This window comes from Streptomyces sp. NPDC033221 (assembly GCF_055577005.1).
On record NZ_JBVIQN010000006.1, the window covers coordinates 56,263 to 71,300 of the forward strand.

The following is a 15,038-nucleotide window of genomic DNA, read 5'->3' on the forward strand; positions in this document are numbered from 1 at the left end:
CGAGCGTTCACGACGGCCGGGGCGGTGATGGTCCCCGACCACCTCGGGTTTCTGCAAGGATGAGCAAAGACTCGATCAGGTGCGCACAAGGGGAGAATCTCGTGGTTGCCAGCCGCCCGCAGTCCGCAATGGGCCCCGCCGAGCTGGTGCAGGCCGCGGCCATGGCCCGCCGCTTCTATCTGGAGGGCAAGTCCAAGATCCAGATCGCCGAGGAGTTCGGCGTCAGCCGCTTCAAGGTCGCCCGGGTGCTGGAGACGGCGCTGGAGCGTGACCTCGTACGGATCGAGATCCGTGTCCCGGCGGAGCTGGACGCCGAGCGGTCCGACGCGCTGCGGGCCCGCTACGGCCTGCGGCACGCGGTCGTGGTGGAGTCGCCCGCCGACGCCACCGACGATGCCCCCGACCCGGAGAACCTCGGCGAGGTCGCGGCCGACCTGCTGGGGGAGCTGGTGACCGAGGGGGATGTGCTCGGGCTGGCCTGGGGCCGGTCGACCATCCACATGGCGGCCGCGCTGCACCGGCTCCCGCCGTGCACGGTCGTGCAGCTGACCGGTGTGTACGACGCGGGCACCGCGGACCGCGGCTCGGTCGAGGCGGTGCGCCGGGCGGCCGACGTCTCCGGCGGCGAGGCGCACCCGATCTACGCGCCGATGCTGCTGCCCGACTCGGCGACGGCCGCCGCGCTGCGCGGCCAGACCGGTATCGCCCGCGCCTTCGAGTACTTCGACAAGGTCACCGTCGCCTGCGTCTCCATCGGCTCCTGGGCGCCGGGCATCTCGACCGTCTACGACATGCTCTCGGAGCAGGAGCGGGAGCACTACGCCTCGCTGGGGGCCGCCGCCGAGATGTCCGCGCACCTCTTCGACGCGGAGGGCCGCCGTATCGGGCGGGACCTGGGCGAGCGGTGCATCACGGTCGAGGCGGACCGGCTGCGCCGCATCCCCGAGGTGGTGGCCATCGCGGGCGGCCGGCAGAAGGCGGCGGCGATCGGCGCGGTGCTGCGTTCCGGGCTGGTGACCAGCCTGGTGACGGACACGGCCGCGGCTGATCATCTGCTGCTGGAGACGGGCCCCGGGCCGCGTCCGGCGCTGGAGCGGGCGGACCCGGACGGGGCCTGAGCCGCGGGCCGGCCAGCCAACTGATCTTGTACGGGTGCGGGCGCGCACCCCGTGCCGCCCTGTGACAGCATCGGCGCATGGTGATCCGCTCCGCTCCCCGCGCGGCCGTCGGCGTACTCGCTGCGCTGCTGGCCTGCCTTGTGCTGTTGGTTTCCGGCTGTTCCGGAGGCGGTGGCGGGGGCGGGAAGGGGAGCGCGAAGCCCACGCACGCGGCGCCCTCGGCGAGCGTGGCCACGCCGGACTGGGCCAAGGGCATGGCGACCGTACCGGCCGGCCGGCTGCCCGAGCAGGCGCGTGAGACGCTGCGGCTGATCGACGCGCACGGCCCGTTCCCGTACCCGAAGGACGGCACCGTCTTCGGCAACCACGAGCGGGTGCTGCCCCGGCAGAAGCGGGGCTACTACCACGAGTACACGGTCCGCACCCCGGGATCGAAGGACCGCGGCGCCCGGCGGATCGTCACCGGCGACAGCCGCGAGACGTTCTACACCGACGACCATTACCGGACCTTTAAGGCGGTGCTCCGATGACGGCTCCCGTGCCCCGGCCGCTCGCCGCGGTGCTCGACGGCGGTACGCCTCCCGGGGTCGTGCCCTGGCCGCACGACCGGACCGCGCGCGAGGCGCTGGACGCGGCGCGCGCGGCCGGCTGGCACGGTGCGCTGCTCGACCTCGAAGGGGTCACTGGCAAGACGGAGTTCATGGACCGCTGTGCGCGGGCGCTGCGGCTGCCCGACTGGTTCGGCCGCAACTGGGACGCGCTCGCCGACTGCCTCACCGACCTGTCGTGGTGCCCGGCGGACCGCGGCCGGGTGCTGGTGGTGTGCGGCTGGCAGCAGTACGCGGCCGCCGCCCCCGACGACTGGAGCGTCGCGGAGGAGATCATCGCGGACGCGGTGGGCTTCTGGCGCGACACGGACACCGGGCTGGCGATCGTGATGGCGCGGGGCCGGGAGCCGGGGGCGCGGACGACGTGACGTACGGGGGCGGGGGACGGCGGGGCGGGGAGCTTCGCGGCGGGGCGAGGACGCGCCTGGTGGCGGGTGCGGCGGCGCTGCTGACGGTGGCCGCCGGGCTCGGTGTGCGGGCCGGCGCGGCCCGTGCGGGGCTGGCCTCGGAGGTCGCCAAGTACGCCGGCGACGCGTTGTACACCGTGCTCGTCCAGGCGCTGGTCGTGCTGGCCGCGCCGCGCGTCCGGCCGCCGGTCGCGGCCGCGGTGGCCCTGTCCGTCAGCTGGGCGGTGGAGTTCGCGCAGCTCAGCGACGTCCCGGCGGAGCTCTCCCGGCGCAGCGTGGTGGCCCGCCTGGTGCTCGGCTCGACCTTCAACGCGCCGGACCTGCTCTGGTACGCGGTGGGCGCAGCCTGCGCGTGGGCGGTGCACGGGTGGCTGCGGGCCTGGCGCCGTACCGGGGCGTACTGAGCCTGACGCCCGCCCGCCGCCACGCGCCCGCTCCGGCCCCGCGATGTTTCACCCGCCCGCCGCCGGGCACCGAGGTGCGGCGGGAGGTGACGCGGTGGCCGAGGTGCTGCTCCTACTGGTGGCGTTGGTGCTCACACTGGCCTGCGCGGTGTTCGTCGCGGCGGAGTTCTCGCTGACGACGGTCGAGCGCAGTGTGGTGGAGCGCGCGGTGGAGGAGGGGGAGCGGGGGGCCGAAGGGGTGCTGAGCGCCGTGCGCTCGCTCGCGTTCCAGCTGTCCGGCGCGCAGCTGGGCATCACGGTGACCTCGCTGGTCATCGGGATGCTCGCGGAACCGTCGCTGGCGGCGCTGCTGCGCGGCCCGCTCGCGGCGGCCGGGCTGCCGGGCACGGTGGCCCCGGGTGTGGCGTCCGCGCTGGGCGTCGGCGTGTCCACGGTGGTGCTGATGGTCGTCGGCGAACTGGTGCCCAAGAACTGGGCGATCTCCCGGCCGCTGGCCGTGGCCCGGCTCGTGGCCGGACCGCTGCGCGCGTTCAGCGCCCTCTTCGCGCCGTTCATCCGCCATCTGAACCAGTCCGCCAACCGGCTCGTACGGCGCTTCGGCCTGGAGCCCACCGAGGAGCTGGCGTCCTCCCGCGGCCCGGCCGAACTGGTCTCGCTGGCCCGCTACTCGGCGCAGGAAGGCGCCCTGCCGGCCGACTCGGCCGAACTGTTCGTACGGACCCTGCACCTGGGCGAGCTGACCGCGCGGACCGTCATGACGCCGCGGGTGTACGTACGGGCCCTGGACGCGCGCGCCACGGCGGCCGACGCGGCCACGCTGACGCTGGCCACCGGGCTGTCCCGCTTCCCCGTGTACCGCGGCAGCCTGGACGAGGTCGTCGGCACCGTCCACATCCGCGACGTCCTCGCCCTCGCGCCCGGCGAACGGACCGCCACCACCGTCGCGGAGCTGGCCATCGAGCCCGTGCCGGTGCCGGAGTCACTGCCCGTCGACCGGCTGCTGGACCGGCTGCGCACGGTCCGCACCATGGCCGTGGTGATCGACGAGTACGGCGGTACGGCCGGGATCGTCACCCTGGAGGACATCGTCGAGGAGATCGTCGGCGACGTACGGGACGAGCACGACCCGGTGCCGGACCCGGAGCTGCTGCGGACCGGGACGCGCACCTGGGAGGCGGACGGCGGGGTGCGCCTGGACGGGCTGGCCGGGATCGGCCTGGAGGCACCCGAAGGGCCGTACGAGACGCTCGCCGGGCTGCTGGCCACCCGGCTGGGCCGGATTCCGGAGTCCGGCGACGAGGTGGGCGTGGCGGACGGCTGGCGGCTGACGGTGCTGGCGGCGCGCCGGCACCGGGCGGAGCGGGTGCGGGTGACGGCGCCCGCCGGCTCGTCCTCGCCGGGCGTCCGGCCGGCCGGCGGGGAAGGGGAGCGGCCGTGACCGCCGTCCAACTGGCCGTCGCCGTGCTGACCTTGTTCAGCAACGCCTTCTTCGTCGGCGGCGAATTCGCGATGATCTCCGTACGGCGCAGCCAGATCGACCCGCGCGCCAAGGCCGGGGACCGGCGGGCCGCCCGGGTGCTGTGGGGCCTGGAACACCTCTCCGAGATGCTGGCCACCGCCCAACTGGGCGTCACCGCCTCCTCGTTGCTTCTCGGTGCGATGGCGGAACCGGCCATCGCGCACCTCGCCGAACCGGCCTTCGAGGCGCTGCGCGTACCGCACGGGCTGGTGCACCCGCTCTCGTTCGTACTGGCTTTGACCCTGGCCACCTATCTGCACATGCTCGTCGGCGAGATGGTCCCCAAGAACGTCGCGCTGGCCGCGCCGGAGCGCGCCGCGCTGCTGCTGGGGCCGCCGCTGGTGGCCCTCACCCGGGCGCTGCGCCCGGTCGTCGTGAGCATCAACGCCCTCGCCAACGTCCTGCTGCGGCTCGCCAGGACCGAACCCAGGAACGAGGTCGCCGCCGCCTTCACCGACGAGGAACTCGCCCGCATCGTCCAGGAGTCCCGGCACGCCGGGCTGCTCTCCGACACGGGCGGCGAGCGGCTGCGGGACGCCCTGGAACTCGGGCGGCGGCCCGTCGGCAAACTGCTCGTCCCGCTGACGGACATGGTCACCGTGGACCGCGACGTCACCCCCGACGAGCTGGAACGCACCGCGGCCCGCGCCGGATTCTCCCGGCTGCCGGTCACCGGGCCGGCCGGCACGGTCCTGGGCTACCTCCACATCAAGGACACCCTCGGTGTCACCGACCGGGACCGGCCGTTTCCCCGGGACGCGCTGCGTCCCATGCCCCGGGTCGGCTGCGACACCCCGCTGGACGACACGCTGACCGCGATGCGGGCCGCGGGCACCCAGCTGGCCGCCGTCAGCGGTGCGCAGGGCGTGGTGCTCGGTTTCGTGACCATGACCGATGTGCTGGACGAGCTGGTGGGCCCGCCGGACCCGGCCCGTCCCCGGAGCGCGGACCGGGAGCCGTGAGCGGGGCGGCGCGGCCCCCGTCAGTCGGACACCGCGGCGGACGGCGAAGGGCGGCCGGCCCGGTCCCGGTGCCCACCGGGAGGTTCGGCGCTCGTACGGGTGATGGCGGGCGGGGTGTGACCGCGGTGCTGCCGGGGCATGCTCGGCTCCAGCTCGACCAGGACGAGGGCCACATCGTCGTCCTGGGCGCCGTGGGTGTGCCGGCACATCGTCGACAGCACCGCCTCGATCGCGTCGTTGAGATCGGGCAGCGAGCAGGCCGGCAGCAGACCGGCCAGGTCGAGCATCGTGCCGTGCGGGTCGCGGGCCTCGGCGAGGCCGTCGGTGTAGAGCAGCAGCCGGTCGCCGGGGGCCAGCTCCACCTCCTGCACGCGCGGCAGCGGCAGCAGCCCGATGGGGGTGGTCGGCTCGGACGGGGTAAGCAGGACGGGCGGGCCGGCGGCGGGCAGGTGCAGGGGCGGGTGGTGGCCGCAGTTGACCAGCCGGAGCCGGCCGGGGGATATCTCGGCGATCACGGCGGTGATGAAGTCTTCGGGGCCGAGGTCGTCGAGCAGCCGCCGGTCGACCTCCTCGGCCACCTCGGCGAGGTTGCTGCGGGTGTAGGCGCAGTCACGGAAGTGCCCTATGGCCGCCGCGGACAGCCGTACGGCCTCCAGGCCCTTGCCGCGTACGTCGCCGATCAGCACCCGCAGTCCGCTCGGTGTGTCGGCGAAGGCGTACAAATCGCCGCCGATGACGGCGCGGGGCGCGGCGGAGCGGTAGCGGGCGCAGACCGAGGCGCCGCTGACCCGGAACGAGGTCGGCCGCAGGATGGCGCGCTGGGCCGCGGCCGCGACGCCGGCGAGCTGGCTGTCCAGGGCGGCCTGCCGGTCGGAGGCCCAGGTGGCGTAGGCCGCGGCGGCGGCGAGCACGGTCAGGGACAGCAACTGGTCCGTACGGCTCAGGGTGTGTTCATGAGCGGCGACGGCGACGCCCAGGATCAGGGCGGCGAACGAGATCACGGCCGTGCACGCGCCTTCGAGTCTCGTCGCCGCCACGAGCGGGCCCACCAGCAGCAGCCCGGCCAGGCTCACGTCCGGGCCCAGTGCCAGGTCGCAGGCCGCGACGGCGGCTCCGGCCAGGGCCGTGAGCAGCAGCAGGGCGCCCTGTCGGACTTCGCGCATGTCCTCCCCTTCCCCCACGGCCGAGGCGGCTTCGCCCGGCCCGGCCGGACACCACCGCGCGTCGCGGTTACTGAACGTATCCAATGGCGAAGTGATCGCCCAGGCTCTCGGTGGCCCGGCGGCCCCGCCGGATCGACACCCGAAGCGGCCTGTACACGGTTCTACCCACCTGCTGGCCAGCAAGAACCTCCCGGCCCGTCATATGGTCACATCAGTGTCGAACCGCAGGTGACCGGCCATCCGGACCGTCGAAGACCGGCCACGTTGGTAACGCAGAGTAACGGAATGGCGATCCACGGAAAGTCCCCTGCGGGTGTCCGGCGGGGGCGCGCGGGAGGGGCATGGGGAACACCGGTTCGCCTCCGGCCGCATTCATCAGGGATGATGTCCTAGGAGCCGCATCCTGACCGGTGCCGGTTCGGAGCTGACTCCCCACCCGCCCTAGCAGTGAACCCGCAGGTGAGAGAGCCAGTATGAAGTTTCTGAACGATGCCAAGCCGCCGTACGACCTGACGTACGACGATGTCTTCATGGTGCCCGGCCGCTCCGCGGTGGGCTCCCGACAGGGCGTGGACCTGTCCGCGCCGGACGGCACCGGCACGACCATCCCACTGGTGGTCGCCAACATGACCGCGATCGCCGGCCGCCGGATGGCCGAGACCGTGGCCCGCCGCGGTGGTCTCGTCGTCATCCCGCAGGACATCCCGATCGAGGTCGTCACCGACGTCGTCAGCTGGGTCAAGCGCCGCCACCTGGTCCTGGACACGCCGATCGTGCTGTCCCCGGTCGCCACCGTCGCCGACGCCCTGTCGCTGCTGCCCAAGCGGGCGCACGGCGCCGGGATCGTCGTCGAGGGCGGCCGCCCCGTCGGCATCGTCACCGAGCACGACCTGACCGGCGTGGACCGCTTCACCCAGGTCTCCGAGGTCATGTCCAAGGACCTGCTGGTCCTGGACGCGGACATCGACCCCCGCGAGGCGTTCAACCAGCTCGACGCGGCCAACCGCAAGCTGGCCCCGGCGGTCGACGCGGACGGGATGCTGGCCGGCATCCTGACCCGCAAGGGCGCCCTGCGCGCCACCCTGTACACGCCCGCCACCGACGCCGACGGCAAGCTGCGCATCGCCGCCGCCGTGGGCATCAACGGTGACGTGGCCGGCAAGGCCAAGGCGCTGCTGGCGGCCGGTGTGGACACCCTCGTGGTGGACACCGCGCACGGCCACCAGGAGTCGATGATCAGCGCGGTCAAGGCCGTCCGGGCGCTGGACCCGCAGGTGCCGATCGTGGCCGGCAACATCGTCGCCGCCTCGGGCGTGCGCGACCTGATCGAGGCCGGCGCGGACATCATCAAGGTCGGTGTGGGCCCGGGTGCCATGTGCACCACCCGCATGATGACCGGCGTGGGCCGCCCGCAGTTCTCCGCCGTCCTGGAGTGCGCCGCCGAGGCGAAGAAGTTCGGCAAGCACGTCTGGGCGGACGGCGGCGTGCGCCACCCGCGCGATGTGGCGATGGCGCTGGCCGCCGGCGCGTCCAACGTCATGATCGGCTCGTGGTTCGCCGGTACGTACGAGTCGCCCGGCGACCTCCAGCACACCGCCGAAGGCCGCCCGTACAAGGAGAGCTTCGGCATGGCCTCGGCGCGTGCGGTCCGCAACCGTACGAGTGAGGAGTCGGCGTACGACCGGGCGCGCAAGGGCCTGTTCGAGGAGGGCATCTCCACCTCGCGGATGTTCGTCGACCCGGCCCGCCCCGGCGTCGAGGACCTGATCGACTCGATCATCGCGGGCGTGCGCAGCTCCTGCACGTACGCGGGCGCGGCCTCCCTGGAGGAGTTCGCGGAGAAGGCCGTCGTCGGCGTGCAGAGCGCCGCGGGCTACGCGGAGGGCAAGCCGCTGCACGCCAGCTGGAGCTGATCCGCCGCCTGTCGGGCAAACCCGTACGGCCCCGTACCGAATCGTTTCGGTACGGGGCCGCACGCGTTTGCGGGACGAACCCGTCGGTAACGTCCAAGCGGTGAGATTTGTCGTTTGTGCGCAACAAACGACCGGCACTTGACCATGTGCGCAACAAATATTCACGCTTGCGCAAGGATCCTGCATTACGGCAGCTCACACACGACCCGTACAGTCCTCGCTGTACGTGGAGTGGCGGGGACCGCCGGCTCAACGGTCCCCCCTTTCGTTGCCGTGGGTTGTTTCGGCCTACCCGCGCACGGGGACCGCTGTCGGTCGTCCGCCACCTTGACCGGCAGCGATGAAGGAGCCACCCCAGTGTTGGAGCACGGCGCAGCCCCGCCCTCGGCGGGCAGCGATCCCCGGCCCCCCTCTCCCTCCGGGGGCCTCGGTACCCGGCTGATGCGGCGCAAGCCCGTCGAGCGGCTGGTGGCCGAGGGCGGCCAGGGCGAGGGCGGCACCCTGCGCCGCTCGCTGGGCATGTGGCAGCTGACCATGATCAGCATCGGCGCGACGCTGGGCACTGGCATCTTCGTCGTCCTCGGCGAAGCGGTGCCCAAGGCCGGTCCGGCCGTCATCATCTCGTTCGTCATCGCGGGCATCACCGCCCTGTTCTCCGCGCTGTCCTACGCGGAGCTGGCGGGCTCCATCCCGGTCTCCGGCTCGTCGTACTCCTACGCCTACGCGACCCTCGGCGAGCTGGTCGCCTGGATCTGCGGCTGGTGTCTGATCCTGGAGTACGGCGTCTCGGTCGCGGCGGTCGCCGTCGGCTGGGGCGAGTACCTCAACGAGCTGCTGTCCGGCACGATCGGCGTCACCATCCCCGCCGCGCTGTCCGCGCCGCCCGGCGACGGCGGCATCTTCAACCTGCCGGCGCTGATCGTCGTGATGCTCGCCATGGTCTTCCTGCTGGGCGGCGCCAAGGAGAGCGCCCGCGCCAACACCATCATGGTGACCATCAAGATCATCGCGCTGCTGCTGTTCTGCGGCGTCGCCGTGCAGGGCATCTCCTCCGGCAACTACGCCAACTTCATGCCGCTGGGCATCGTCGGCGTCAGCGGCGCCGGAGCCACCCTCTTCTTCTCCTACATCGGCTTCGACGCCGCCTCCACCGCGGGCGAGGAGGCCAAGAACCCGCAGCGCGACCTGCCGCGCGCGATCATGCTGTCGCTGATCATCGTCACCACGCTGTACTGCCTGGTCGCGGCGGTCGCCGTGGGCGCCAAGTCCTGGAAGGGCTTCGAGGGCTCGGAGGCCGCGCTCGCCGGGATCATGAAGGAGGTCACCGGACAGAGCTTCTGGTCCGTGCTGCTGGCCGCCGGTGCCGTCATCGCCATCGCCAGCGTCGTGCTGACCGTGCTGTACGGGCAGACCCGCATCCTGTTCGCGATGTCCCGCGACGGCCTGGTGCCCAAGGTCTTCTCCAAGGTCCACCCCAAGACCGGCACCCCGCGCGCCAACACCGTCATCGTCTCGCTGTTCTGCGGCATCCTGGCCGCCGCCGTCCCGCTCGGCCAGCTCGCCGACGCCACCAGCATCGGCACCCTCTTCGCCTTCGCGCTGGTCAACATCGCGGTGATCGTGCTGCGCTTCACCAAGCCGGACATGCCGCGCACCTTCCGTACCCCGCTGTCGCCGGTCTTCCCGGCGATCGGCTTCCTGCTGTGCCTGTACATGATGGGCAGCCTCGGCCCGGTCACCTGGGTGGTCTTCGGTGTCTGGATGGCCGTCGGGCTCGTGGTCTACTTCGTCTACGGCATCCGCCGCTCCCGATTGGCCACCGCAGAGAAGTGATCCACCCGCAGTGCGACAGATGAACGAACTCGACCAGCGCATCGTCCATGCCCTGGCGGAGGACGCCCGCCGCTCCTACGCCGACATCGGGGCGGAGGTCGGGCTCTCCGCCCCGGCGGTCAAACGCCGGGTGGACCGGCTGCGCGCCGAGGGCGCCATCACCGGGTTCACGGTGCGGGTCGACCCGGCGGCGCTGGGCTGGGAGACCGAGGGGTTCATCGAGTTGTTCTGCCGCCGCAACACCTCGCCGGACTCCATCCACCGGGGTCTGTCGCGCTATCCGGAAGTGGCGTCCGCCTCCACCGTCACCGGTGAGGCGGATGCCATCGTCCAGGTCTTCGCCTCCGACATGCGGCACTTCGAACGGGTGCTGGAACGCATCGCGGGGGAGCCGTTCGTGGAACGCACGAAATCGGTGCTGGTCCTCTCGCCGCTGCTGCGGCGCTTCAGCTCGGGGTCACCGGGCTGAGCTTGTGGTTTATCCGGCGGCCCCGAACAAGCAAGCCCGGTGATTACTCGTCCGGGTGTTCCCTGGACAGCGAAGCGGCCTTCGCGTGATCCTGAACTCGACCACCTGGGGCGCCCCGGACGCGGAGACGAAGGCAGAGACCACCCGCTACGGCACCGCCCACGCCCAGAGCTGGGACCGGCTCCACCCAGAGCTGCAAGGGCGCGCCGCCTGGCGGGACCACCCCGGCCAGCTCCCGGTCATCGAGGGCGCCGTCATCCGCCTCCAGGTCGACCACCTGCCCAGCGGCGGCGCCCCCAAGCCGCTGTGGCTGTGGTGGTCACGGCCGACGGCCGGCCCCGCGGAGACCGGCCTGGCCTGGCAGGCATTCCTGCGCAGGTTCGGCATCGAGCACTTCTTCAGGATGATCAAGCAGACACTCGGCTGGACCGCTCCGAGACTGCGGGAAGCCGAGTCGGCGGACCGCTGGACCTGGCTGATCGTCACCGCCTGCACCCAACTCCGCCTCGCCCGCTCTCTGACCACCGACCTGCGACGGCCCTGGCAGAAGCCGGCCGAACCGAACAAGCTCACCCCGGCACGAGTCCGACGCGGGTTCCGGCACCTGCACGCCAGAACCTCAACGCCAGCCGCAGTGCCGAAACCCACCCGCCCCGGCCCCGGGCGCCCGCCCGGCTCCAACAACCGCCGCCCCGCGAACCGCTACGACGTGGGCCTGCTCCCGGCCACCGGCGAGCCCTACCGCCGACCGACTCACCGCAAGGTCGGCAGCAAACCCCGCCGCACCGGATAAATCACAAGCTGAGAGCCTGTGTCGTAACCCCGGCCGGGCGCCTGCCTCTCCCAGCTACCGCTGGGGGACCCCCATCGAGGGCACTCCGGCGCCTTGCGATCGGCTCGGCTTCCGAAGGAACGATGAAAGAGCCGAGACGGAGCGCAGCGAAGTGCACCAGACGACGTGCGCTGCTCCGACCGGGGTATGACACAGGGTCTGAAGCCGCGGGGAGCGGAACCGGCCCCGGCGGGCCCCGCGGTCAGCCGCTCAGCAGGGCGAGCACGCCGCCCAGGATCATCAGCCCGCAGATGCCGAGGTTGACCAGCTTGTAGGAGAGGAAGACCGCGGCGAACTCCCGGATGGTGGCGCTCGGCCAGAAGTACGCGGCGGTGGGCGCGCCGACGACCTGGCCGTTGACGCCGGCCCGGCGGGCCAGCAGGGCGGCGCGCAGCACGTGGTAGTTGTTCGTGACGATCACGCAGCGGTGGTCCGGCACCGCCTGCTCCATGATCTTCTTGCTGAACGCCAGGTTCTCCTCCGTGGTCCTGGACTGCTCCTCGCACAGGATCCGGTCCGCGGGGAAGCCGCGCTCGATCAGGTAGTCCGCCATCGCCCGCGCCTCCGGAAGCTGCTCGTCGGGGCCCTGGCCGCCCGAGGCGAGCAGCATCGGCGGGTTGCCGCGCCGCGCCTGTCGCTCGTACACCGCACGGGCCCGCTCCAGCCGGCTCGCCAGCAGCGGCGGTACACGCGTGCCGCCGATCAGCCCGGAGCCCAGGACCACCACGAAGTCGGCATTGCGGCGCACCCGCAGCCGCCCGTAGAGGAACGCGTAGCCGACGAAGCACAGGAAGAGGAAGGAGACGTAGCCGACCACCAGCAGGGTGGTGCCGGCGAGCGCCACCAGGGTGCGTGACGCGGTGCCGACCGCCGTGATCAGCAGCGCGATGACCGCGAAGATCCCGACTCCGGCCAGCAGCGACAGCAGGTTCGCCAGGCTGCGGCCTTCCTTGCGGACCATCTTCACGCCGTTGAGGATCAGGAAGACCCCCAGGGTCAGGACGCCGAGCGTGGGCAGCAGCAGGATGAGCACGGTGACCGCCACGGCCGCCGCCGTAGGCATCCGCTGCACCTGTATCAGCAGGGCCGGAACCAGGAAGACGACGGTCAGACCGAGGTAGACGGCGTTGCTGAAGCGCCGCCGGTCGCGCAGCACACCGAAGGCGAACAGGACGAAGAACAGGGCCGGTAGGGCGTACGCGAGCATGAACACATCGTAGCCAGGGCGATCTTGTGTTCGATGCCGTTCGCGGTGGAGGAAGCCGGCGACGGCCGTGCGGTCGCGCCGCGGCTGACGCCGTGGTCGCGGGCGAGGGCGGAGATGGCGGTGGGCGCGCCACCGAGGGTCCTCTTCCGTGCGGAGGACCGGATCCTGTCTGTCGTCAAACCCCGGCTCCTCCCGGCCGGGTTCACTACTCCTTCTTGCTAAGTACTGGTAGTCAGCGTTACGGTGTACCGGTACTCAGTCTCGCTGAATACCTCGGGAAGGAGATGCCCCATGGCCAAGCTGCTGACGGAGATGCTCAAGGGCACGCTGGACGGCCTCATCCTCGCGACCCTGTCCGGCCGGCCCGCGTACGGCTACGAGATCACCGCACGGCTGCGGGAGCAGGGCTTCTCCGGCATTGCCGAAGGCACCATCTACGCGCTGCTTCTGAGGATGGAGAAGCGCGGCCTGGTCGACGTGGAGAAGGTGTCCTCCGAGAAGGGCCCGCCGCGCAAGGTGCACTCCCTGAACGCCGAGGGGCGGGAGTACCTCGAAGAGTTCTGGAGGACATGGAGCTTCCTCACGGAGCGACTGGAACAGCTCCGCGAAGGGGGCAAGTAGCCATGTCCGACGGCGAGAAGAGCGGATTCCTCATGAAGGTGATCGGGCCCAAGAAGCGCTGGCGGGCATACAAGGGCCGCGTCAAGGAGCTGCCTGAGGGCCACCGCACGGCAACCGAGGCGATCGAGCGGTACCTGATGCACTTCGTGCCGACCGACGGCGAGAGCAGCGCCGCGATGTTCGAAGACCTGGCTGACCTGTTCGAGCAGGCAGCGGCAGACGGAACAGCGATCCGCGACGTCGTCGGTGACGACCCGGTGGAGTTCGTCAACGAGTTCGTCCAGAACTATTCGGAGGGCGGCTACGTACCCGCCCGCGCCCGGAAGCAGTTGGCCGAGGGCATCGAACACGCCGCCGGTATCGCGGCCGGAGCAGAAGACGAGACGGTCTGATCGCGTCTCGGCACGGACCCCTCCCCAAAGGGGCCAAGCGCCAATTCCAGCCTGGCTGCGCCACGCGGCCGCGGGGTTCTCCCTCGTGACCGCCTCTCGCCGCATGCCCGCGGCGCAGTCGGGACCGACCACTGCGTACAAGGAAATTCATGATGGCAAACGGCAACAACGGCTTCTCCGCAGCAGGGCTGCGCCGCCTGCGCGAGGTACTGGAAGCCCATGTGGAGTCCAAGAAGATCCCCGGCCTCGTCGCCCTGGTCGGCCGGGGCGAGGAAACCCATGTCGAAGCGATCGGGACCATGCGCCACGACGGCGGCTCACCGATGCGCCGCGACACCATCTTCCGTATGGCCTCGACCACCAAGCCGGTCGCCGTTGCCGCGACGATGGTCCTGCTGGACGAATGCCGACTGCGGCTTGACGAGCCGATAGACCAGTGGCTGCCGGAACTGGCCGACCGGAAGGTCCTCAGACAGCCCGACAGCCCGCTGGACGACACCGTCCCGGCGCGACGCCCGATCACCGTACGGGACCTGCTCACCTGCACCTGCGGGCTCGGGCTGGACACGACGGCCATGGACTCCCCGATGATGGGCGCGTATTTCGAGCGGAAGGTCTACGGCGAGAACGGATGGCTGCTGCCGGCGGTGGAGCCGGATGAGTGGATGCGCCGCCTGAGCACGCTCCCGCTGATGTACCAGCCCGGAGAGCGGTGGCTGTACAACGTCAGCGACGACCTGCTCGGGGTGCTGGTGGCCAGGGTCACCGGCCAGCCCTTCGAGACGTTCCTGCGCGAGCGCATCTTCGAGCCGCTGGGCATGAAGGACACCGCCTTCCACGTGCCCGCCGACAAGATCCACCGGCTGCCGCCGCTGTACGCCCCCGACCCGCAGACCGGCGAGTTCACCGTGCAGGACCCGGCCGAAGGCGGGCACCACAGCACGCCTCCGGCATTCCCCTCCAGCGGTGGCGGACTCGACTCGACGGCCGATGACTACCACGCCTACTTCCGCATGCTGCTCAACCATGGGATGCACGGCAGCCGGCGCATCCTGTCCCGGCCCGCCGTCGAGCTGATGACCACCAACCGCCTCACCGCCGAGCAGATGGCAGCCCGGGAAACCTGGGCCCGCAACGTGGTCCACCTGGCACACGGCACCGGGCAACACGGTGGCTGGGGCTTCGGAATGGCGGTACGCACCTACCGCGGCGACTACGCGCCCATCGGCCAGTTCGGCTGGGACGGCGGAGCGGGCACCAGCACCTATGCCGACCCGCAGAACCAGCTCGTCGGCATCCTGCTCACCCAGACCGGCATGTCCACCCCGGACTCGGCACGGGCCATGCATGATTTCTGGACCACCCTCTACCAGGCAATCGACGACTGATCTGCCTGCCTGGTCAAGGCCGGCCCGGCAAACCGGGTCATGTGAGGTGCTCGGCCGCCGGCATGGCCGTGTACGTCCGGACGAGTCCGTGTGTGCCCCGGCTCCTGGTGCCCGCTTCCATACGGCCCAGGGGCAAGGGCGCACACCTTCTCCCTCCCGTACGGCGCCGTCGTCGTCCTCCTTCTTGACCTCGTGGCCGCTT

Annotated in this window: 14 protein-coding genes and 1 pseudogene; 13 read left to right on the forward strand and 2 right to left on the reverse strand. The window is 71.5% G+C overall.

Features of this window, described 5'->3' with window-relative positions; translation table 11 throughout:
• Positions 1–128 precede the first annotated feature (128 nt).
• The 6 genes from ACZ53K_RS09765 (at position 129) to ACZ53K_RS09790 (ending at position 5,018) form a co-directional block, all read left to right on the forward strand.
• On the forward strand, positions 129–1,118 hold the full coding sequence (locus ACZ53K_RS09765) for a sugar-binding transcriptional regulator (protein WP_468833991.1): 990 nt from the start codon (positions 129–131) through the stop codon (positions 1,116–1,118).
• A gap of 77 nt (positions 1,119–1,195) precedes the next feature.
• Complete coding sequence (locus tag ACZ53K_RS09770) at positions 1,196–1,648, forward strand: guanyl-specific ribonuclease (RefSeq protein ID WP_468833493.1); 453 nt, start codon at positions 1,196–1,198, stop codon at positions 1,646–1,648.
• A complete protein-coding gene (locus ACZ53K_RS09775) occupies positions 1,645–2,094 on the forward strand; it encodes a barstar family protein (protein WP_468833494.1) in 450 nt (149 codons plus the stop codon). The genes ACZ53K_RS09770 and ACZ53K_RS09775 overlap by 4 nt, the downstream gene beginning before the upstream one ends.
• Before the next feature lie 59 nt (positions 2,095–2,153).
• Positions 2,154–2,537 (forward strand): ribosomal maturation YjgA family protein, encoded by a 384-nt coding sequence (locus ACZ53K_RS09780; protein WP_468833497.1) that lies wholly within the window; start codon positions 2,154–2,156, stop codon positions 2,535–2,537.
• Between the two features lie 94 nt (positions 2,538–2,631).
• A complete protein-coding gene (locus ACZ53K_RS09785; RefSeq protein ID WP_468833499.1) occupies positions 2,632–3,975 on the forward strand; it encodes a hemolysin family protein in 1,344 nt (447 codons plus the stop codon).
• Positions 3,972–5,018, forward strand: coding sequence for a hemolysin family protein (locus ACZ53K_RS09790; protein WP_468833501.1), 1,047 nt, complete (start codon positions 3,972–3,974; stop codon positions 5,016–5,018). Before ACZ53K_RS09785 ends, ACZ53K_RS09790 begins: the two co-directional genes overlap by 4 nt.
• A 20-nt stretch (positions 5,019–5,038) precedes the next feature.
• Here ACZ53K_RS09790 and ACZ53K_RS09795 read toward each other — a convergent pair whose 3' ends face one another.
• Complete coding sequence (locus tag ACZ53K_RS09795) at positions 5,039–6,181, reverse strand: PP2C family protein-serine/threonine phosphatase (protein ID WP_468833504.1); 1,143 nt, start codon at positions 6,179–6,181, stop codon at positions 5,039–5,041.
• A 473-nt stretch (positions 6,182–6,654) separates the two neighbouring features.
• On the opposite strand from ACZ53K_RS09795, the gene ACZ53K_RS09800 reads away from it, so the two are divergent.
• The 4 genes and pseudogenes from ACZ53K_RS09800 to ACZ53K_RS09815 form a co-directional block, all read left to right on the forward strand.
• A complete protein-coding gene (locus ACZ53K_RS09800; RefSeq protein ID WP_468833506.1) occupies positions 6,655–8,094 on the forward strand; it encodes a GuaB1 family IMP dehydrogenase-related protein in 1,440 nt (479 codons plus the stop codon).
• Positions 8,095–8,451: 357 nt separating this feature from the next.
• Positions 8,452–9,927, forward strand: coding sequence for an amino acid permease (locus tag ACZ53K_RS09805; RefSeq protein ID WP_468833508.1), 1,476 nt, complete (start codon positions 8,452–8,454; stop codon positions 9,925–9,927).
• 19 nt (positions 9,928–9,946) lie between these two features.
• Complete coding sequence (locus tag ACZ53K_RS09810) at positions 9,947–10,396, forward strand: Lrp/AsnC family transcriptional regulator (RefSeq protein ID WP_030017398.1); 450 nt, start codon at positions 9,947–9,949, stop codon at positions 10,394–10,396.
• Positions 10,397–10,499: 103 nt separating this feature from the next.
• Positions 10,500–11,189, forward strand: a pseudogene (locus tag ACZ53K_RS09815) (NF041680 family putative transposase); the annotation flags it as partial.
• Positions 11,190–11,430: 241 nt separating this feature from the next.
• Here the strand turns inward: ACZ53K_RS09815 and ACZ53K_RS09820 are convergent.
• Positions 11,431–12,435 carry a YdcF family protein gene (locus tag ACZ53K_RS09820; protein WP_468833511.1) on the reverse strand — a complete coding sequence of 335 codons (1,005 nt, stop codon included), beginning with the start codon at positions 12,433–12,435 and terminating at the stop codon, positions 11,431–11,433.
• 291 nt (positions 12,436–12,726) lie between these two features.
• Here ACZ53K_RS09820 and ACZ53K_RS09825 point away from each other — a divergent pair, with 291 nt between their 5' ends.
• The 3 genes from ACZ53K_RS09825 to ACZ53K_RS09835 all read left to right on the forward strand — a co-directional run bounded on the left by ACZ53K_RS09825 (position 12,727) and on the right by ACZ53K_RS09835 (position 14,836).
• Entirely contained in the window at positions 12,727–13,056 is a 330-nt protein-coding gene (locus ACZ53K_RS09825) for a PadR family transcriptional regulator (protein WP_468833513.1), read from the forward strand.
• 2 nt (positions 13,057–13,058) lie between these two features.
• Positions 13,059–13,448, forward strand: coding sequence for a DUF1048 domain-containing protein (locus ACZ53K_RS09830; protein WP_468833515.1), 390 nt, complete (start codon positions 13,059–13,061; stop codon positions 13,446–13,448).
• Positions 13,449–13,600: 152 nt separating this feature from the next.
• The gene (locus ACZ53K_RS09835) at positions 13,601–14,836 is read left to right on the forward strand and encodes a serine hydrolase domain-containing protein (RefSeq protein ID WP_468833994.1); all 1,236 of its coding nucleotides are present in this window, start codon (positions 13,601–13,603) and stop codon (positions 14,834–14,836) included.
• The last annotated feature ends 202 nt before the right edge of the window (positions 14,837–15,038 follow it).